Raw genomic sequence first — 19,071 nt, forward strand, 5'->3', positions numbered from 1 at the left:
GGGAGCGTTAATGACGGGACCGATTCTTTGGATTGCGTCGCCGATCTCCCGCGGGAATTCACCCGCGATGGAATGAGATGATAGGAGGATAACGAGTCCGGCCAAAAGAATACGCATTGCTGGTCCTCTCAGGTCAGGCGCCAAAGTTGTTTTGCCGACGATACCCCGCGAGCGTCTCGCAGATTGATGCTTTTGTTACACTTCATTCGTGCGCTTCTCTCATGTATGCATATGGGTCAAATGATGTGGGATTTGACATGGACAATGTGCGGCAGTTGGAAATGGTCGTTCGCGCGGCGGACCTCGGCGGTTTCGCTGCAGCGGCAAAGCATATGAACATCACTCCGTCGGCCGTGAGCCGCGGTATCGCCGAACTCGAGCGGACGTTGCGGATTTCTATATTCAACCGGAGCACGCGATGGATTCGGCTTACCGATGAAGGCCGCGAGCTCTACCACCGATCTCTGGATGTACTCGATCGGCTGAAGGCCATTCGAGTGATGGCCAACACCGTCGACAAACAGGTGACGGGAACGATCCGTGTCGGGATCATGCCGCCACTCAGCCGCCATGTCGTCATGCCGCAGCTGGCCGGATTTCTGGATGCGTATCCCAAGGCGATACAATCCGAAAATATCGACGTGCTGTTGCACGTCGGCGACCCTCCGCCGTCGCGACTAATCGCACGCAAGCTGGGACAGGGTCGGCCCGCGGCTTATGCTTCTCCTGCTTACATCGCGCGCTATGGCGAGTTGAAGGACCCCGATGACCTGAGCGCACACCGGTGCCTGGCGTTCAAGCCGGCCTGGCTGGCGAAGCCCTACGTGAGATGGAGCTTCACCAAAGGCGCCAAGGCCAAGACGATCAAGATCGATCCAGCCATTGTCTCGATGGATCGGGAAGCCCTGATTGTCGGTGCAATATCATCAGTGGGCATCATTTTCATGGCTTGCTTCGACCCTGCCTTGATCGAAACAGCTCGTCCGACTGTTCCCTGATTGGAGCTGCAAAGCGAGTTTCAATATCTATGCGCTTTATCGAGCCAAATCGGCGAAGGTCCCGCGTATTTCGTCGTTCTTGTCCTTCCTGGAACGTTCTTTCAAGGAGTTTGACCAGGATGAGCAAACGATCATTCACACCAGAAGCTTCAATCCTCAACTACGGACTCGTGGCGAATTTCGAGATGCAACTCCCAGGAAAAGGTCCTGAGCAGCGTCCCAGCTAGGCCGCGGCCTGCTCCGACAGCAACCGCTTCAGTTTGGCGGCCGGCACGGCCGGGCTGAACAGCCAGCCCTGCATCTGACTGCATCCGAGCTGCCGCAGCACCTCGCGCTGCGCTTCGGTCTCGACGCCTTCGGCCGTCGTCGCCATGTGGCGGGCGGCGGCCATGTGCACCACGGCCTGCACGATCGGAGAGGAATCCTCGGGCTCGCCGATGTCGCTGATGAAGCTGCGGTCGATCTTGATCTTGTCGAAGGGGAAGCGGTGCAGATAGCTGAGCGAGGAATAGCCAGTGCCGAAATCGTCGAGCGCGATGCGCACGCCGAGCTCGCGGAGCTGCTGCAGGATCGTCAACGCTTCCGCGTCGTCGCGGATCAGGACGGTCTCGGTGATCTCGAGCTCGAGCCGCCCGGGCGTAAGGCCTGACTCCGCAAGCGCCGCGGCAACCTTCAGCGCCAGCGTCTTGGCGCGGAACTGCACCGGCGAGACGTTGACGGCGACGTGGATCTGGCCGGGCCAGCCCGCGGCCTCAAGGCAGGCCTGCTTCAGCACCCATTCGCCGATCTCGCCGATCATTCCGGTCTCTTCCGCAACCGGAATGAACTCGGCGGGCGAGATCATGCCGCGCTCGGGATGGCGCCAGCGCAGCAGCGCCTCGCAGCCGGTGACGACATTGGCAGCGAGGTCGACCAGCGGCTGGTAGTGCACCTCGAATTCGCCGCGCGTCAGCGCCTGGCGAAGATCGAGCTCGAGTTGCCGGCGTAGCCGTGCCTTGGCGTCATATTCGGGCACGAACAGGCGAAAGGTGCGGCGGCCCTCGGATTTCGCCGCGTACATTGCGAGGTCGGCGCGCTTGAGCAGGTCGTCGAGATTGTCGCCGTGATCCGGCGCGATTGCGATGCCGATGCTGGCATCGGTCGGAATCTCCTGGCCGTTGCAGTTCACGGGCGCGCGCAGCGCCTTGAGGATCGTTTCCGCCAGCGCGGTCAGCTCGGTCTGGTCGTTCGTGCCGGCCTTGACGATGGCGAATTCGTCGCCCCCTAACCGTGCGACGAGGTCGTTGCCGCTGACGCAGGCGCGCAGGCGGCTCGCGACCTGGCGCAGCAGCTCGTCGCCGACCTCGTGGCCGAGCGAATCGTTGACGCCCTTGAACTCGTCGACGTCGATGTAGAGGATCGCGAACGGCTTGCCCTCGGCAAGCTCGGCCACGCGGCGCTCCAGATGGCCGCGCATCAGCACGCGATTGGGCAGGTCGGTCAGCGCATCGTAATGCGCCATATGCGCAATGCGTTCGTCGGCGCGGATGCGCTCGGTGACGTCGTCATGGGTCGCGAGCCAGCCGCCGGCCGCGCCGGGCTGATTCTTGATCTCGATCAGGCGGCCGTCGGCGGTCTCCACGACGGCGCTCTGCGTGTGGCCGGTGCTGCTCAGGATGCCGTCGCAATAGGAATCGACGTCGCCCTCGAACGAGCCGGTGTCGTGGCGGTGCTGGATCACGTCGCGGAAATAGGCGCCGGGCTTCACCACGTCGGTCGAGAGCCGGTACATCTCGATGTAGCGGGTGTTGCAGACGATGAGCCGCTCATCCTGGTCGAACATCAACAGGCCCTGCGTCATGGTGTTCAGGGCGGTGTCGAGCCGCTGCTTCTCGACCGAGAGCCGGTGCATCATCTGGCGGAAGATCAGGTAGAGCGTGAGCACCAGCAGGCCGATCGACAACACGGCGACAGCGACGAAGAATTTCGTTTGCGCGCGCCAGGTGGCGAGCGTCGCGTCCAGCGATTTGGTTGCGACCACGACCAGCGGCTCGCCGGTCAGCATGCGCGAGGCGACGATGCGGTCCTTGCCGTCGATCGGGCTTGCAAGCTGCGTCGTGACGGTGGAGCGCTCGAACACAGCCCGCTGCTCGGGCGTGCCGTTGCGGTAGTTCTGCCCGATCATCTCGTCGACATGCGGAACGCGCGCCAGCAACTGTCCGTTCCGGTGGTGCATCGAAATCGAGGATTCCTCGCCGAGCCCGATCGAGGCAAAGAAGGCTTCGAGCTGGTCCGGCGAGATGGCCCGCGACACCATGCCGAGGAATTCGCCGTGCGGGCCGGATACGCGCCGCGCGAACACGATCGCCGGTCCCTTGCCGAACCGGCCGGGCACGACCTCGACCTCTTCCTGCGACGTCGGATCGCTCTTGAGACGATGGAAATAGCCGCGGTCGGACACCGAGACGTCGGCGACCGGCCAGCGCCGCGACGAGTTGATCAGCACGCCGTCGGCATCGAACACGTTGGCGCCGGCGACGTCGGACCAGCCGCTGGCCTTGTTGCGCAGCACCTCGTGCATGGCGAGCGTGCCCGCCTCGCTGCGGAACACGTTCGCGGAGTCGATGCCGTGGCTTTCGAGTTCCGCGATGATGCTCTTCTGGAGCACCGAAAAATCCTCGAACTCGCGGTCGAAATGGCGGGCGAGCATGCGCACGGAGTTTTCCAGGCTGTCGCGGCCGCTTTCGATCGCATTCTGCCTGAAACGATCGACGGTGAGCGCGGTGCCGATGGCCATTGCAACCATCAGCACGAAGCCGCCGACGATCAGCCACGTCAGCGGCGCCCCGCGCCAACGGCGAAGCAACGCGCGCATGCGCGCGCTCCATCGGATCGATGTGCCCATCCAGCCCTCCCGTGGGATGCAAGATGCAGCAAAACCGACAAGAGCCCGTTACCAGTAAGGGTTAGGAAAATATGAATTGGCGCGGAATCAGAAGGTTGGCGCCCCCGCCCGTGGAAAGCTGGTTGACAGGGTCGGTTAGGCGTCGCCACCCCGTCCTGCGGTCCTGCTTTGCATAGGGTTGTTTTCGGGATTCTTGTCTTGGCCGGGCCATCTCGGATGGGAGGGGACGAATCCTCAGCGGCGGATCTCCCAGTTCAGGGCTTCCGCATTGCTCTTGGCGAACACCGCCGGCACGTCGAAGGTCCCGATCTTGAGGTCGTAACGGCAGCGCCAGTCGCCCAGTCCCTTCACGGCGACGTTCTTCGGATGCTTGTCCATTTGGCCAGACAGCGAGATGACGAGGTAACGGTTGTTGGGCCAGTTCACGCCGAGCCAGCGATAGGCCTCTTCCGTGCCCTTCATGAGATTGGCCGTGATGTGGTAGTCGAGCTTCATCCTCTTCGTGTCGGGCCGGCTGTGGAAATAGGCCCAGGCGAGGTCGCTGAGCGACTTCCTCGTTGCGTTCACGAAGTCTCCCTTCTCGACATGGTAGAGATAGAGGTCCTGCTCGCCGGAGCCGGTCTTCTGCATCCGGACCAGCCATTGCGAGTCGTTGGTGAAGCGGAAGCCGGCCGGATAGCCCTGCTCCGGCTTCAGCTCCGTCATCTGCTCGCCGCGCCGCGCCCAGACCTGCCATTTGACGTCGAAATCCCCGCCGTCCCTCATGTACTGCTCGAGCTTAGTGGCCCCATCGGGCGAGGTGAAACCGAGATCGGCATCGTCGGTGAGCGTGAAGCCCGGCGGCGGGCCGGAGGCGGCCAATGCGCCAGGCGCCGCCAGCGTCAGGGCAAGCGCCAGCCATGGCGCGGGACGGCAAAATGCGTGCATGGAAACACCCTTAAAAAAAAATGCCGCGATGCGGCCTTGCTCATTTGACGCCGACGTGGCCGCGCCGGTTCATCCTGGGCATACCGGGATCATCCCATTGATAGTCTTGCTGCCGTGGCGAAATCGGCGCAGGTTGCGGCCATCGGCTACTTTGCGATCAAAGGTTCATTTCCCGATGATGACCGCTACCAAGGCCCTCATTGCGTTCTGTCTCCTCGCCGTGGTCGGTACCGTGCTGGTGATCGGGCCCACCGAGCTGCGTCGACTTTTGCCGGGCGGGGCCAAGGACGAGTTCAAGACCGGCATCGCCGTTGCCGCCAAGCCGGATGCAAAGCCTGAAGCCAAGGCTGAAGCGAAGGTCGGGATCCCGCCGGAGTCGAAGCCGGAAGAGTCCAAGGTTGCCGCCAGCACGCAGCCGGCACCCGCCACGTCCCCGGCGCCGGCCGCGGAGCCGAAGGCTGGCGCGCCTGCCGGGACCGAGAAGCAGGTCAAGGACGCGCTCGCCGATCTCGCGCCGGTCAAGCCGCCGGCTGCCGCGACCGATGCCGGTCCCCGCTTCGACGTCGCACGCATCGACGATCATGGCGAGGCGGCGGTGATCGCGGGCCAGGCCACGCCGGGTGCCAAGGTCGAGCTGCTGCGCGACGGCAAGTCGCTTCATTCGGTGGTGGCCGACGCGTCGGGCCAGTTCGTGATGACCCCGCCGCAGCTTCCCGCAGGTTCCTATGAGCTGACGCTGCGGGCGAGCTCGCCGGATGGCACCGTCACGCAGTCCAGCCGCAACATGCCGGTGATCATCGCCGAAGCAACGCCGCCGCTCGCGCGCCCCGCACCGGTCGCGCGGCAAGACACGAAGCAGGCCGAGAAGCCGGATGTCGTGGCATCCTTGCAGTCAGCGGCGCCGCACCTGGCCTTAGCACCGGACAAGCCTGCGGTTCGGCCCAGAATGATGGCCGCGCCGAAGCCGAGAGTCGCATCGGCGTCGCCTGCGGACGTCTTCAACGGTGCACCGGTGGAGCCAGGCCATAGCCGCGTGATCTCGCGCGGCGACAGCCTGTGGGCTCTCAGCCGGCTCGCTTACGGTGATGGCTCCCGCTACTCGGTGATCTACAACGCCAACCGCGGCAAGATCCACAATCCCAACCTGATCTATCCCGGTCAGACCTTTTTGTTGCCGAAGAGGGCGCAGTGAGGGCCGTCCTTCGCCGGTGAGGGCTTCTCGCGGTAAAGACATAAACAGTTGGAACTCTCACGCCCGGCGACGCTTTGACCGCCGACCCCTGGAACATTTGGTTCCGCTCCGAGTCATCTCCGTGCGACGCAGTGTGCGCTAGGCGCTGGAGGAGGGCCGAGAGGTGGTCAACCCGGTGGTCAGGTCAGCGGCCATGTCCGGATCACGCATGAGACTGGCGCTAACAGGCGCGGCCCTCGTTATTTTGGCAGTGCTGCTGCCGAATAAAGCGGAAGCGCAGTTCGGATTGCTCGGTGGGCCGCTTGGCGTTGCACGGTTCGCCGTCGGCCACGTGCTCGGCCTGTCGCGAATGCGGCATGCTCGCATGGCGGTGCGGGGCGGCCGATACCACTCCGCCGCGTTGAGGTCGCAGGATCCTCGCGGTGCCGAGCGTGGCCTGCCTTCCAATCCTTACATCCTGCGTGCGGCGCTCACGGCGCAGGCCGCGCTGTCGGGCTGGCATGGCGGCCGCCGCCCGCAGGGCTGGTGGCGCCATCCCGACGGCAGCTACGGCTGGGCCGGCCCGGTGTTCTGGCCGTTCGCGCATGATGACCTCACCACCGCCGTCATCTTCGGCGATACGACCAGTCTCTCGCTCTATGGCTATGGCGACATCTACGCCGCGATCTTCGCGCCCTATGCCGCGACCGAGCTTGCCGCCTACACCACGCCGCAAGGCAGGCGCGGACGAAGGGTCCCGTCGGCGGAGAATGTCTGCGACGCCAGCGACACCGGCGGCTTGCCACTCGAGCGCATCGCCGCTGCCGTGCAGCCGAACGAAGTGCAGCACGCTGCGCTTGACGAGCTCGCAACCGCCTGGGTCGCAGCGCGCGACATCATCCGCGCCTCCTGCCCGATCGAGGCCCCCGCGAGCGCGTCCGAACGTCTGGGTCTGATGCAGACGCGCCTGGACGCGATGATCAAGGCAATAGACGCAGTCGCGCCGCCGCTCGCAAAATTTGTCGATCTCCTCGATGACGGTCAGAAGGCAAAGCTCGAAGCACTGGCCAACGAGCGTCGCGCCGCGCTTGCAGCGGGCCAGCACAAGGATACGCAGGCGGCAGCAGCCTGCCAGGCGGACTATGATCCCCGCTACGATTTGCAGGCGCAGCGCCAATATCAACAGCTCGTGCAGCAGCAATGGCCCGCCGAGGACATCGCCGCTACGCTCCGGCTCGACGACATCGGCCGCGCCCGGCTCGACGTGCTCCAGGACACCACGCTCCGCACCATCGAGACGCTGAGCGCCTGCCCCTCCAAGCCTGTCGCGACACCGCAGGCCCGCCTCGCCGCCGTGAAGACGCGGCTCGGGACGATGCTGCAGGCCGTGAAGGGCGTCGGCGATGCGCTAGATGATTTCGAATTCGATTTGACCGACGCGCAGAAGGCGGCGTTCGAGGCGATCGGGCCGAAGCGGGGGGGCGTGAGTCCTTCAAGTTCGAACGGCGCCGCTTCTGCTGTCTGACCCGCCTGGGGCAAATACATCAGCGCATGGTGAGGTTCGACGTAATCGCCCGATGTTGCCATCCTGCCGGTGTTTTGCCCGACGTGTCAAAGGGCCCCATCAGCCTGAGCCGTATCACCCCCGTAACCCATTGATCCGTCAGCCCCCAGCTACTGTGCATGGGGTTGTTTTCGACTTTTTTGTCTCCGGCTACCCTCTCCGCCGCGCCGCCGACGCATCCACCACGTTCTCCACCTCCTCGCGCCAGCCAAGGATCTCCATCGCCAGCACGGGGTGATTAAAACCCTTGAGCTGGAGATCGTCGAGTGCGCGGGCGTCGACCCAGGGCTCGACCATGCCGTAGACGCGGCGGCTGACCACGATCTGGCCGGCCTTGGCTTCGTCGCAGAGGCGCGAGGCGAGATTGGTGACGCTGCCGATCGCGGCATATTCGAGCCGCTGCTCGAAGCCGATCTGGCCAAGCGTGGCGTAGCCCATGGCGACGCCGAGGCCGAAGCCGAGCGAGTGGCCGCGGTTCTTCCATTTCTCGGTCAGCTTGCCGATCACATCGCGCATCTCGACCGCCATCTTCACCGCACGCTGCGTGTGGTCGGCGAACTGGATCGGCGCGTTGAACAGGATCATCACGCCGTCGCCGGCAAAGCGGTCGAGCGTGCCCTCGTAGCGATGGATCAGCTCGCCGAGCGCGGCGTGATATTCGCGCAGCACGTTCATCGCCTCTTCCGGCTCGGTCGCCTCGGTGAACGACGTGAAGCCGCGCAGGTCGCAGAACACTACGGTGACCTCGCGGCGGTGGCTGTCGAGCAGCGCGTCGTGGCCGTCGGACGAGGCGATGAGCTGCGCGACCTGCGGCGCGAGGAAGCGTTCGAGTCGCTTGATGCGGCCGATTTCGCCGAGCTGCTTCTCGACGCGCTCTTCCAGCGAGCGATTCCAGTTGCGGAGCTGCTCTGTCTGCTCCTGGAGTTTTGCCGCCTGCTGCTGCACGGTCTCGTGCGCAGCGGCGAGCTCGCGGCCTTTGTGGTCGACCTCGCTGAACAGCCGCGCATTGCGCATCGCCAGCACGGCCTGGTTGGCAAAGGTGCGCATCAGGCCAATGATGCTGCCCGCGAACTCGCCGGCGGCACGGCGCAGCACCACCAGCGAGCCGAGCGTGCCCTGCTGATCGACCAGCGGCACCACCAGCACCGAGTGGAAGCCGGCTGCGATTGCGGCGTCGCGCAGCGGCTGCTCGGCGGCCTGCTCGAGATCGGCCATCGCGATCGGCTCGCCGCTGACGGCGGCATCGCTGAGGATGTTCTGGCCTTCCTCGATCGTGAGGTGGGCGCCTTCGGCCGATTTGTCGATGCCGTTGGATTCGACCAGGTTGAAGCAGCGCGTTTCGGCGTCATAGCCGTAGATCAGCACCGCATCGGCATGGGTGATCTCGATCGCGCGGGCCGCGATCGTCGGCAGCACGGCGTTGAGATCGAGCGAGGAGGCGACCGCGCGGCCGACTTCTTCCAGAACCTTCAGCTCGTTGATCGACTGCGCGAGATCGCGGGTACGCTCCTCGACCTTGGTTTCGAGGTTCGAATAGGTCTCCTGGATCTGGCCGGCCATGCTGTTGAACTGGCTGGCAAGATCTTCCAGCTCATCGGACGTGTGGACGTCGATGCGGTGGCTGAAATCGCCTTCGCCGAGCTTGTGCGCGCCGTCGCGCAGCGCCGTGATCGGAATGATCATGCGGCGGGCGAGCAGCGTGCCGGCGAGGATCGCGACCATCAGGCCCATGCCGATCAGGAGCGCGATGCGCACGAGCTGGTCGCGGATCGGCGTCAAGGCCTGCGTCGTCGGCTGCTCGAACATCACGCTCCAGCCGAGCTTCGGCACGGTGCTCGCGGCGGTCAGCACCGAATGGCCGTTGAAGTCGGTGCCCGACGTGTCGGGCGCGCGGCCGGGCGCGATCGCGGCAGCCACTTGCGGCAGCTTCGACAGGTCCTTGCCGACATCGGGCCCTCTCGACGACGTCGCCAGCACACGGCCGCGCGGATCGACCACATAGGCAAAGGCCGCCTTGCCGACTTGCGCGTCGGACAGGAAGTCGGAGAGGAAGCTGAGATCGATCTCGGCGACCGTGACGCCGGCGTTGAAGCCGGAATGCGCCACCGAGATCGACATCAACGGCGTCTGGTCGGAGAACCAGGCCGGCGCGTAACTGACGCCGCGGGCGACGGTGTCGGTGAAGCGCATGTCGCGGGAGAGGTCGGCATTGCTGCCGGTCGTGGTCGACTGGCGCGAGACGCGCAGCACCTCGTGGCCCTCGCCGTTGAGCTGGAACAGCTGGTTGACGACCGAGACCTGGTGCAGGAGCTGGGCGTAGTCGGCGCGGCGCTTCTCGAGCGTGTCCTGGCTCGCCCGCGTCACCCAGCTGATCTGGCGCTCGAGCTCCGAGACCGACTGCTCGATCCGCCGGGCGGCGGCCTGCGCCTTGTCCTCCAGCCCGTCGGTCAGCGACGTCTTGGTGGCGCGGTAGGAGATCCAGGTCTCCATCGCGCCGTTGACGGCGAGGACGAACACGACGAGGCCGACGAGGGAGACGACATATTTGGCGAACAGGCCCTCGCGCAGAAACCGTGTCTTGTCGCTCGCTCCTGCCATCCGGATCCTCTCGCGCCGCCATCGACGCCGGCGCTACGGGCCGCGCGGGCCCTGCGAGCCTTCTACCATAATTTGAGCCAAGAGACCGTTCGAGCCACCGGTGTGGTTACCCGTTATGAACGCCAGGGCAGGGGCAAGGGCGGTGAATTGTCGCAGCCTCCTTCGTTCGGAGGAAGCTGCGGATGGCTCGCTCATGTAAGGGGCTGACGTGGAGCCCTGCGCGTTGATCCGCCAATTACCGATTAAAGAGCTGCCGCAGCACGTCGTTCATCGGCTGACTGTCCTGCTGTGCCGCCGGAGGGTCCTCCGGGGGCGCGGGCGAGGCCTGCGGTGCGGGCGTGGACGGTGTTGCCGGCAGGCTGCGGCTCCGGCCAGTGCCACTACCGACTCCCGCGCCACTGGAGAGCCCTTGCTGGATCAGATTGCCGATCGCTTCGCCCAGCTGTCCGCCGAGCAAATTGTTCTGCCCCGACGGCTGCGATTGCGGATTGGCATTGCCTGTCGCATTGCCGCCGCCCGGCGCGGTGGCGCCTCCAAGCCCAAGGTTACCGCCAAGGTTGCCCAAGATATTGCCGAGCCCGGCGCCATCAGGTCCGAACAGGCCCTTGCCCATCTCGCGCAGCTTGGCATAGGCGGCGTCCGGATTGTCCAGCATGCCGGCCATGTCAGGGTAGATCCGCGGCTGCGACCAGGTGCCCTGGATCATCACGGGGATGCCGAAGCCGACCGGCTCGGAGGTGCGGCCCTGGCCTTCGGTCGTCATCACCAGCTTCGGCTCGACGCGAAAACCCATCATCTTGGTATCGAGCGCGATCGTGCCCGCGCCGGTCACGCGCACCAGCGGTCCGATCAAATTGAGATCGGTCGTCACCGCCTGGCCCTTGTCGATGCGGAAGGAGGCGGAGAGCTGCGACAGGTCCGTGCTTTGTTCCTGGCTGTCCTGCCAGCCGGACAGCGTGCCCGATGTCAGCGAGCGGATCATCTGCGCGACGTTGATGCCGCGGATGGCGCCGTCCTGGAAATTGACGAAAGCGGTGCCCTGCATGTTCGCCATCAGGGCGCGTTGGCTGTTGCCGGTGCTGCGCAATGCGAGCTTGGCTTGCAGCTTGCCATCGATCCGGTCGAATTCGGCAAGGCTCTGGAGCAGCGGCAGCGCGCGCACGCCGACGAGGTCGGAATGCATGGCGAAGCTCGGTGCGCCGCTGGTCGCATCCAGGATCACTTCGCCCGAGACCTGGCCGCCGTAGGCGCCGAGATTGGCGGTGCCGGCTTTCATCACGCCGCCGGCGAGCTTCGCATCGAGCGCGAGCGGCGAGAAGCGTGCATCGCCGATCACGGCCTCGTTCGCGGAGATTCTGATCTGCGCATCGACATAGTTGAGCCCGGAGACGTCGATCGGCGCATTGCTCCAGGGCTGCCCGGACGCGCCTTCCGGTGTTTTCGCCAGCGGAATCGCGAGCCGCTGGAAGTCGAGATCGACCTTGACCAAGGGCTTGCTCGCGATGTCGATCGAGGCCCAGCCGTTGAATGCGCCATCGCCAAGCGTGCCGTTCACGCCGTTGATCATCACGATATCGCCGTTGAGCCGCATCTCGGCGTGACCGGCGAGCTGAGACTTCAGCACGTCAGGCATGTCGATGGCGAAATCCACCGGAAGCGTCGGCCGGTCGGTGAGCTGAGCTGGCGCGGTCGCCTTGATGTCGAACTTGGTCGGATGATCGCCAACGCGCGCGGTGCCGGTGATGTTGATCTTGCGGTCACGATCAACGACGGCGTCGGCGTTGATGGCGCTGATGCGGCCCTCGACGCGATCGCGCATGCGCGAGAATGCGATCTCGCCGTCATTGACCTTGATGCGGTCGATGGTCGCGCCCGCAGCGTCGAACGCGAGCGGCGGCTTCGAGGAGGCGCTGGCGTTGGGCAGCCGCTCACGCAGCAGCGGCTGGTAGAGCACGGGATGGGTGATGACGAGTTCGCTGATCGTCGGGCGGCCCGACCACACGCTCGCGAGCGGCATGTCGGCCTGCACGCTGCCGACCGTCAGGCGCGTGATGCCGCTGCGGTCCTTCGGGTCCTGCAGCGTGAGATCGTTCAGCGTGACGTTCAGCGTCGGCCACAGGCTGATCTTCGTGGTACCGTCGATCGACAGGCGATAGCCGGTCGCGCTCTCGATCCGCGACGCAATCGTCGAGGTCAGGAAGCCCGAGGGGACTCCCACCACGAGGAGAAGCGCGATCACGATGATGACGGCGGCCAGGGCTACGCCGGCGAATTTCACTGCTCTCATGTCGACTTTCCAACGACGGACAAGCGTAGAACCCGGCCGGTCATCCGCCCGTTGCGCGTGAGCTTATCCCCGGACGGGAAGCGGCTCCAAGCGCGCACAAATAGTCGGGGGATGTGCAAAGTTATGTGACTTATGACACACTTCCCCGGCGCGGTTCTACGCGATTCTGATGTTGATGGTTCCAAGCGATTTGCCAAAGAAATTGGCCAGGTAAACTGGCTAAGGAAATTCACAAGGACATCGAAATGAGCAAGCAGGCCGAATTTGCGGTCATCCTGAAAATGAACGCCATGTTCGCCGATCTCGGCGCAGACGAACTCCAGCGGCTGTCCAACCTTTGCCACACTCAGCATCTGGCCAGCGGCGAGATGCTGTTCCAGAAGGGCGATCCGGGCGATGCACTGTTCGGCGTGCGCCGTGGCCAGGTCCGCATCGAGACCGGCGCCTCCGACGGCAGCCGGCTGACGCTGAATTTCATGGGCCCGGGCGACCTGTTTGGCGAAGTCGCGGTGCTGGACGGCCAGAGCCGCACTGCGGATGCAACCGCAGGCGAGGACAGCGAATTGTTCGTGCTGCGGCGCGAAGATTTTCTCGGCTTCCTCGAGCGCGAGCCGAAGGTTGCGATCAAGATCATCGCGCTGCTGTGTCAGCGCATCCGCTGGCAGAGCGAGCGCATGGAAGAATCCATGCTGCAGCCGCTGCCGGTTCGCCTGGCACGGCGGCTCTGTGCGCTCGCTGCCGATTTCGGCTCCGAGGTGCACATCTCGCAGGAGCAGCTCGGCGTCTTCGTCGGCGCCGCCCGCGAGAGCGTCAACCGCCAGCTTCAGGCCTGGCGCAAGGAAGCCATCCTCGATCTCCAGCGCGGCCGCATCCTGCTGAGGAATATGACTAAGCTGACGTCGATCGCGCGGAACGAGTAGGCGGCAGCTAGGCTGCTTCCGGCACATGGTGCAACGTCAGCAACTCCGATCGTAAGCTTGGGGCGACGGCATAGGGTCGCCCATCATCGTCGCTTGCCTGCGCCCGCGTAATCTACTCAGCAGCAGGATGCACGACGTTCTTCGGAGCGGGTGCGGCTTCGTGATGATCGGTGGTGTCGACGTCTGCGCTGTGCACGATCAGCCGCTTGCCGAAACGCCAGATCAGGGCGCCGAGATCGTCCATCACCATGAACATCGCGGGCACGAACACCAGCGACAGGATGGTCGAAAAGATCAGGCCGCCGATCACCGCGAGCGCCATCGGCGAGCGAAACTCGCCGCCGGCGCCGACCGCGAGTGCGCTCGGCATCATGCCGGCCGCCATCGCGATCGTGGTCATCACGATCGGTCGGGCGCGCTTCATGCCGGCATCGATCATCGCCTCTTCGCGCGGCTTGCCGGCCTTGATCGCTTCGATCGCGAACTCGACCAGCATGATCGCATTCTTGGTGACGATGCCCATCAGCATCAGGATGCCGATCCAGACCGGCGTCGTCAGCTGCTTGCCGGTGACGAGCAGGGCTGCGATCGCGCCGCCGATCGAGAGCGGCAGCGAGAACAGGATGGTGATCGGCTGCAGGAAGGTGCCGAACAGAAGCACCAGCACGGCGTACACCATCATCAGGCCAGCCGTGATCGCGGTGGCAAAGCCGTCCGACAGTTCGTTCAGGCTCTCGGCGTCGCCGGAGGGTGAGACCCTCACGCCCTTCGGCAAACTCTTCATCACCGGCAGCTCGTAGATCTTCTTGGTGGCATCGCCCAGCGCGGCGGAGCCGACGAGGTCGGCGGCGACGGTCGCCTGCCGCTCGCGGTCGTAGCGGTTGATGCTGGTCGGGCCCTGATCAAGCTTGACGTCGGCGATGACCGAGAGCGGCACGCCGCCCTTCTCGCCGTGCTCGCCGAGCGGCACGCGCAATTGCTCCAGCGTCTTCAGATTGCCGCGCGCAGCATCCTCGAGCTGCACCCGGATCGGCACCAGGCGGTCGCCGACGTCGAACTTGGCGAGCGCAGGACCGACGTCGCCGATGGTGGCGACACGGATGGTCTGCGACAGGCTTTCGGTGGAGACGCCGAGCCGTGCGGCGAGATCGGCGCGCGGTTCGATGCGCAGTTCGGGGCGCTCCAGCGAGGTCTCCGAGATCACGTTGGAGATGGTCGGAATCCGCTTCATCTGCGTCGCAAGCTCGCTCGCGACGTTGTTGACGATATTGGCGTCGACACCGGTCACCACCAGCGAGATCGCGCGCAGGCCGTTCTCGTCGAGGAACCAGAAGCGGATGTCGGGAACGTTCTCCAGCTCCTGGCTGATCGAGAATTCGAGCTCGCGCTGGGTGATGTCGCGATCGTTCTTGGGCGTGTAGTTGATGATCAGGGAGGCGCGCCGGACTTCCTGCGTCCCCGGCGGAACGCGCCCACCGTCGACGAAGATGCTCTTCACCTCAGGTCGCTTGCGCAGGCGCGCGACGATGTCCTCAGTGACTTTTTCGGTGTAGGCGAGCTGGGTACCCGGCGGCAGCTCGAGGGCAAGCAGCGAGCGCGCACTGTCCTGCGCAGGCAGGAAGCCCTGCGGCAGCAGCGTGATGCTCCAGATCGAGGCGGCGAAGATGCCGAAGCCGATCAGCACCGTGATGTAATGGTGGTTCACCGACCAGGCGACGATCTTGTGATAGGTGCGCAGGATCCGGCCCGGCGGTGGCTCGGCGTGAGTGCTATGTTTGAGGAAGTAGGCCGCCAGCATCGGCGTGACGAAGCGCGCGGCGAGCAGTGAGAAGAACACCTGCACCGAGACGGTGATGCCGAACTGCTTGAAGAATTGTCCGGCGATGCCCGACATGAAGCTCGCGGGCGCGAAGATCGCGATGATTGTGAGCGAGATCGCGATCACGGCGAGGCCGATCTCGTCGGCGGCTTCCAGCGCGGCACGATAGGGCGATTTGCCCATGTTCATGTGCCGGACGATGTTCTCGATCTCAACGATGGCATCGTCGACCAGAATACCTGTCGACAGCGTGATGGCGAGGAAGCTGACGAGATTGAGCGAGAAGCCCAACATGTCCATCGCCCAGAATGCCGGGAAGATCGACAGCGGTAGCGATATCGCGGCGATGATCGTCGCGCGCAGATCGCGCAGGAACAGCAGCACGATGACGACGGCGAGGATGGCGCCTTCGAACAGTGTCGAGATCGCCGCGTGGTAATTGCCCCTGGTGTAGTCGACCGAGGTGTCGATCAGCTTGAGGTCGACGTCGGGATAGGCGGCCTTCAGCGCGTCGATGCGCTTCTGCACGGCCTCGGCCACCTTCACGTCGCTGGCGCCCTTGGAGCGCTTGATGCCGAGCGCCACCACGGGTTCACCGTTGAAGCGGGCGAAGGTGCGGCGGTCTGCGATGGTGTCGGTCACGGTGCCGAGATCGTCGAGCCGGACCTCGCCGCCGCCGAACAGCGGGATCATGGTGCCCGCGAGGTCGCTCAGCGTCTTGGCGCCGGCCAGCGTGCGGATCGCCTGGTCGTTCTTGCCGATCTCGGCGCGGCCGCCGGCGACGTCGACATTGGTGCCGCGCAAACTCTGGCTGACATTGACCGCGGTCAGCCCCATCGCCTGCAGGCGATCGGGATCGAGCGAGACCAAAATCTCGCGCTCGACACCGCCGATGCGCTCAACCTGGGCGACGCCGCGCACGCCTTGCAGCGCGCGCTTGACCACGTCGTCGACGAAATAGGAGAGCTGTTCAGGCGTCTTGCCGGGCGAGATTGCCGCGTAGGTGACGATCGGCAGGCCGATGACGTCGACGCGCTGGATCAGGGGCTCGGTGACGTTCTGCGGCAGGTTGGAGCGCACGCGCGTCACCGCGTCCTTGACGTCGTTGAGCGCGCGGTCGGTGTTGGTCTCCAGCGCGAACTGGATGGTGGTCACCGACACGCCGTCGGTGATCGAGGAGGTGATGTGCCGCACGCCCTCGACGCCGGAGACGGCGTCTTCAACCGTCTTGGTGACCTGGGATTCAAGCTCGGCAGGCGCCGCGCCGAACTGCGACACCACGACCGAGATCACGGGAATGTCGGCCGAAGGCAGCCGCGTTATCGCGAGCCTGGTGAATGACGTCCAGCCGAGGATCAGGAGGATGATCGAAAAGACGACCGACGGTAGCGGATTCCGGATCGACCATGCCGAGATATTAAGTGCCATCAGCGTACCCGCGATCGATCGAGTTCATCGGCGAACATGGTTTTGATCTGGTCGCCGTCATGCAGTGAAGAGCCGGCGTCGGCCACGACGATTTCGCCAACGTCGAGGCCTTCCAGGATTTCCGTCGCGGTGTCGGACGACAATCCGACCCGCACCTTCCGTGTCTCGATCGTGTTGCCTTTGACGACCTGCACGGTGAGATGGTCGATCGCGGTCTTGGGAACCGCGACGCCGCAGCTTCGCTTGGCGTCGATGGAGGCGCGTGCAAACATGCCGACCTTTAGCGACGGATTGTTGGTGACGCTGATGCGGACGCGGCCGAGCTGCGTGGCGCGGTCGATTTCAGGCGAAACCAGCCGGACCCGCCCGATCAAATCGGGCGCATCGTCGCGGCTGATGCGCACCGTCGCGCCGGGGCTGAGCTTGGGCATGTGCACCGCCGGCACCTGGGCGTCGAGCTCGATCTCGCCGTTGACGGCGATACGGAACATCGGGCCGGCCTGCGGCGAGGCCGGTGCCCCGACGACGGTGCGAACTTCCGTGATGAGGCCCGGCGCGGGCGCCTTGAGCGATATCGGGCCTTGCGAGCCCGGTCGCTGCGGCTGGCCCGGGATCTGCGGTGGCGCCGTCAGGCGCGCCAGCTCCTGGTTCTCGGTCACGGTCGCGCCTTCGGTGACGAAGACGTCGGTGACCTTGGAGCCTTCCTGATCGGCAATGACCACGGCCTCGCGGCGCGCCACGAAGAAGCCTGTCACGCGCACGAGGTCGGAGAAGCAGGCGTTGGTCGACTTCGTCACGACGACGTGCGCCTCGCCCGGCGTGTCCTTCGCTTCGGGGCGATGCCAGTGCTCGAACACATAATAGGCGACGCCGAGCGCAACGATGAACAGCACAGTTCCGGCCGGCTTGAGATATTCGGTGACCTTCATCGCCGGATCATCCTGGCCTGGTTCACGGCCATCCGTACGAGGCCTGCTGAGAGTGTTTCCCTGAAATAAAGCGGCGTCCCGCAAGGCTGCGGGACCCGCTTTGGAAGCGAGACTTTACACCACATCACGACTTGTCACTTCAAAGGATTACGTCGTGATTACTTCGATGCGGTGGTCTTGTTTTCCATGTTGACGACCTGCACGCGGCGGTTGACCTCCGCCATCGGCTGGCTCGGGTCCTTGAGCTTGCTCTTGCCGTAGCCGACGGTGACGAGGTCGGTCGCCGCGATGCGGTACTTGTCGACGAGGTAGCGCTTGATCGAATCCGCTCGGCGTTCCGACAGGTCCTGGTTATAGGCCTCGGTGCCTGCGGCGTCGGTATGGCCGGCGACCACGAAGGTCGAGCCCTTCAGGTCGGGGCTGGTCAGCGCGCGGCCGAGTGCCTGCACGGAAGCCATCGACTTCGCGCTGATGTTGGCGGAGTTGTAGTCGAAGGTGATTTCGAGATCGATGTTCGGCTTGTCCTTCGCCGCCGTCGCGATTTCCTCGCGTTCGGTCGACGAGAGCGAGCGCGTCGCCCGGCCGCGGACGGACTGGATCAGCTTGGTTTCCGCCGCGCTCGACGCCGGATCGGCCTGCGGGGCGATCGAGAGGCCACGGGTCAGGGGCTTTTTCGGCGGTGGTGCCAACGCGCGAACGATCTCGTCCTCGGTGACGTTCTTGCTGTTGCTCTCGTCGGCCGCGAAAACGGCCGAGGCCGGCAGCGACAGGGCGGCGCCGATGGTGATGATGGACAGGATCGCGGTGAAGCCCTTTGCAGCCAATCTCATTGACAGTCCCTCCTGCGCGGCGAGCCCGCGCGGTTCCAAAATTTTTGCAATAAGCCCCCGAAAAAGGCCGCCTGCGGCATCCGTCGATTAGTCTTCCTTGGGCCGCCGAGGTTCGAGGCATCGCCTGCCTCAACTCAAAAAAATATCAACGGACTCCGTAGCTTGCGAATTCCTGAACGATGTTCGGGTCCATCGCCTTGGCATTCGCGATGTCGAGCGCGCCTTCCTGCGCCGAGCCATTGCGCTGCTTGGCGATCCCCCGTCCGTAGAGTGAGGAGGTCAGGCGGGGATTGATCTTCAGGGCCGCGTCGAAATCGGCGATGGCATTCTTCACCGCTCCCGATTTGAGGTTCACGAGGCCCCGGCTGTCCAGCGCGTCGACGAAGTTCGGCCGCAGCCGCAGCGCCTCGTTGCAATCCTTCAGTGCGCCCTGAAGGTCACCGACCACGGTGCGGGTCCAGCAGCGGTTGTTCAGCGCCTCGACGTCCTTCGAGTTGATCCGGAGCGTGTCGTCAAAATCCTTGATGGCGAGGTTGTAGGCGCCCTTGCTGGCATAGACCTGGCCGCGCCGGTACAGCGCGTTCACGTCATCCGGATTGGCTGCGATCTTTGCGGTCAGGCCCTTGACAGTGGGGTCCTCCGCCAGGGCGGCCGCGCTCGGCCCGCCATCCGTGCTCGGGGCAGGGGCTGCCTCGGCAGGCTTTGCCGGTGGTGGC

At 64.8% G+C, this 19,071-nt stretch carries 12 protein-coding genes; 4 read left to right on the forward strand and 8 right to left on the reverse strand.

Features of this window, described 5'->3' with window-relative positions; translation table 11 throughout:
* The first annotated feature begins 257 nt into the window (after nucleotides 1–257).
* Complete coding sequence (locus AC629_RS36260) at nucleotides 258–998, forward strand: LysR family transcriptional regulator (RefSeq protein WP_168195675.1); 741 nt, start codon at nucleotides 258–260, stop codon at nucleotides 996–998.
* A 223-nt stretch (nucleotides 999–1,221) separates the two neighbouring features.
* Here the strand turns inward: AC629_RS36260 and AC629_RS36265 are convergent, their stop codons facing one another.
* Both AC629_RS36265 and AC629_RS36270 read right to left on the reverse strand, forming a co-directional pair.
* Nucleotides 1,222–3,882, reverse strand: a complete 2,661-nt coding sequence (locus tag AC629_RS36265) for a bifunctional diguanylate cyclase/phosphodiesterase (RefSeq protein ID WP_084809545.1) — start codon at nucleotides 3,880–3,882, stop codon at nucleotides 1,222–1,224.
* Between the two features lie 234 nt (nucleotides 3,883–4,116).
* Nucleotides 4,117–4,809 carry a hypothetical protein gene (locus tag AC629_RS36270; protein WP_084809546.1) on the reverse strand — a complete coding sequence of 231 codons (693 nt, stop codon included), beginning with the start codon at nucleotides 4,807–4,809 and terminating at the stop codon, nucleotides 4,117–4,119.
* Between the two features lie 175 nt (nucleotides 4,810–4,984).
* Here AC629_RS36270 and AC629_RS36275 point away from each other — a divergent pair, with 175 nt between their 5' ends.
* Entirely contained in the window at nucleotides 4,985–6,001 is a 1,017-nt protein-coding gene (locus AC629_RS36275) for a LysM peptidoglycan-binding domain-containing protein (RefSeq protein WP_084809547.1), read from the forward strand.
* 208 nt (nucleotides 6,002–6,209) lie between these two features.
* Nucleotides 6,210–7,505: a Spy/CpxP family protein refolding chaperone gene (locus AC629_RS36280; protein WP_245332105.1), complete on the forward strand. Its 1,296-nt coding sequence runs from the start codon at nucleotides 6,210–6,212 to the stop codon at nucleotides 7,503–7,505.
* Nucleotides 7,506–7,694: 189 nt separating this feature from the next.
* Here the strand turns inward: AC629_RS36280 and AC629_RS36285 are convergent, their stop codons facing one another.
* Nucleotides 7,695–10,142 (reverse strand): adenylate/guanylate cyclase domain-containing protein, encoded by a 2,448-nt coding sequence (locus tag AC629_RS36285; protein WP_084809549.1) that lies wholly within the window; start codon nucleotides 10,140–10,142, stop codon nucleotides 7,695–7,697.
* A 235-nt stretch (nucleotides 10,143–10,377) separates the two neighbouring features.
* Nucleotides 10,378–12,429: an AsmA family protein gene (locus AC629_RS36290; RefSeq protein ID WP_084809550.1), complete on the reverse strand. Its 2,052-nt coding sequence runs from the start codon at nucleotides 12,427–12,429 to the stop codon at nucleotides 10,378–10,380.
* 245 nt (nucleotides 12,430–12,674) lie between these two features.
* Between AC629_RS36290 and AC629_RS36295 the strand changes: the two genes are divergently transcribed.
* On the forward strand, nucleotides 12,675–13,349 hold the full coding sequence (locus AC629_RS36295; protein WP_084809551.1) for a Crp/Fnr family transcriptional regulator: 675 nt from the start codon (nucleotides 12,675–12,677) through the stop codon (nucleotides 13,347–13,349).
* Nucleotides 13,350–13,461: 112 nt separating this feature from the next.
* Here the strand turns inward: AC629_RS36295 and AC629_RS36300 are convergent, their stop codons facing one another.
* The 4 genes from AC629_RS36300 to AC629_RS36315 form a co-directional block, all read right to left on the reverse strand.
* Complete coding sequence (locus tag AC629_RS36300; protein WP_084809552.1) at nucleotides 13,462–16,596, reverse strand: efflux RND transporter permease subunit; 3,135 nt, start codon at nucleotides 16,594–16,596, stop codon at nucleotides 13,462–13,464.
* A complete protein-coding gene (locus AC629_RS36305) occupies nucleotides 16,596–17,525 on the reverse strand; it encodes an efflux RND transporter periplasmic adaptor subunit (RefSeq protein WP_084809553.1) in 930 nt (309 codons plus the stop codon). The genes AC629_RS36300 and AC629_RS36305 overlap by 1 nt, the downstream gene beginning before the upstream one ends.
* A 158-nt stretch (nucleotides 17,526–17,683) precedes the next feature.
* On the reverse strand, nucleotides 17,684–18,355 hold the full coding sequence (locus tag AC629_RS36310; protein ID WP_084809554.1) for an OmpA family protein: 672 nt from the start codon (nucleotides 18,353–18,355) through the stop codon (nucleotides 17,684–17,686).
* Nucleotides 18,356–18,500: 145 nt separating this feature from the next.
* The coding region (locus AC629_RS36315; RefSeq protein WP_143199714.1) for a tetratricopeptide repeat protein at nucleotides 18,501–19,071 on the reverse strand (571 nt) is incomplete at its 5' end.

This window comes from Bradyrhizobium sp. NAS80.1, assembly GCF_001908205.1.
In the GTDB taxonomy this organism is placed as follows: domain Bacteria; phylum Pseudomonadota; class Alphaproteobacteria; order Rhizobiales; family Xanthobacteraceae; genus Bradyrhizobium.

Bases quoted from the DNA above. Each gene is read 5' to 3' on its own strand.
- AC629_RS36305 (WP_084809553.1), bottom strand. From the start codon at position 17,525: ATGAAGGTCACCGAATATCTCAAGCCGGCCGGAACTGTGCTGTTCATC.
- AC629_RS36260 (WP_168195675.1), top strand. From the start codon at position 258: ATGGACAATGTGCGGCAGTTGGAAATGGTCGTTCGCGCGGCGGACCTC.
- AC629_RS36270 (WP_084809546.1), bottom strand. From the start codon at position 4,809: ATGCACGCATTTTGCCGTCCCGCGCCATGGCTGGCGCTTGCCCTGACG.
- AC629_RS36275 (WP_084809547.1), top strand. From the start codon at position 4,985: ATGATGACCGCTACCAAGGCCCTCATTGCGTTCTGTCTCCTCGCCGTG.
- AC629_RS36295 (WP_084809551.1), top strand. From the start codon at position 12,675: ATGAGCAAGCAGGCCGAATTTGCGGTCATCCTGAAAATGAACGCCATG.
- AC629_RS36300 (WP_084809552.1), bottom strand. From the start codon at position 16,596: ATGGCACTTAATATCTCGGCATGGTCGATCCGGAATCCGCTACCGTCG.
- AC629_RS36265 (WP_084809545.1), bottom strand. From the start codon at position 3,882: ATGGGCACATCGATCCGATGGAGCGCGCGCATGCGCGCGTTGCTTCGC.
- AC629_RS36310 (WP_084809554.1), bottom strand. From the start codon at position 18,355: ATGAGATTGGCTGCAAAGGGCTTCACCGCGATCCTGTCCATCATCACC.
- AC629_RS36280 (WP_245332105.1), top strand. From the start codon at position 6,210: ATGAGACTGGCGCTAACAGGCGCGGCCCTCGTTATTTTGGCAGTGCTG.
- AC629_RS36290 (WP_084809550.1), bottom strand. From the start codon at position 12,429: ATGAGAGCAGTGAAATTCGCCGGCGTAGCCCTGGCCGCCGTCATCATC.
- AC629_RS36285 (WP_084809549.1), bottom strand. From the start codon at position 10,142: ATGGCAGGAGCGAGCGACAAGACACGGTTTCTGCGCGAGGGCCTGTTC.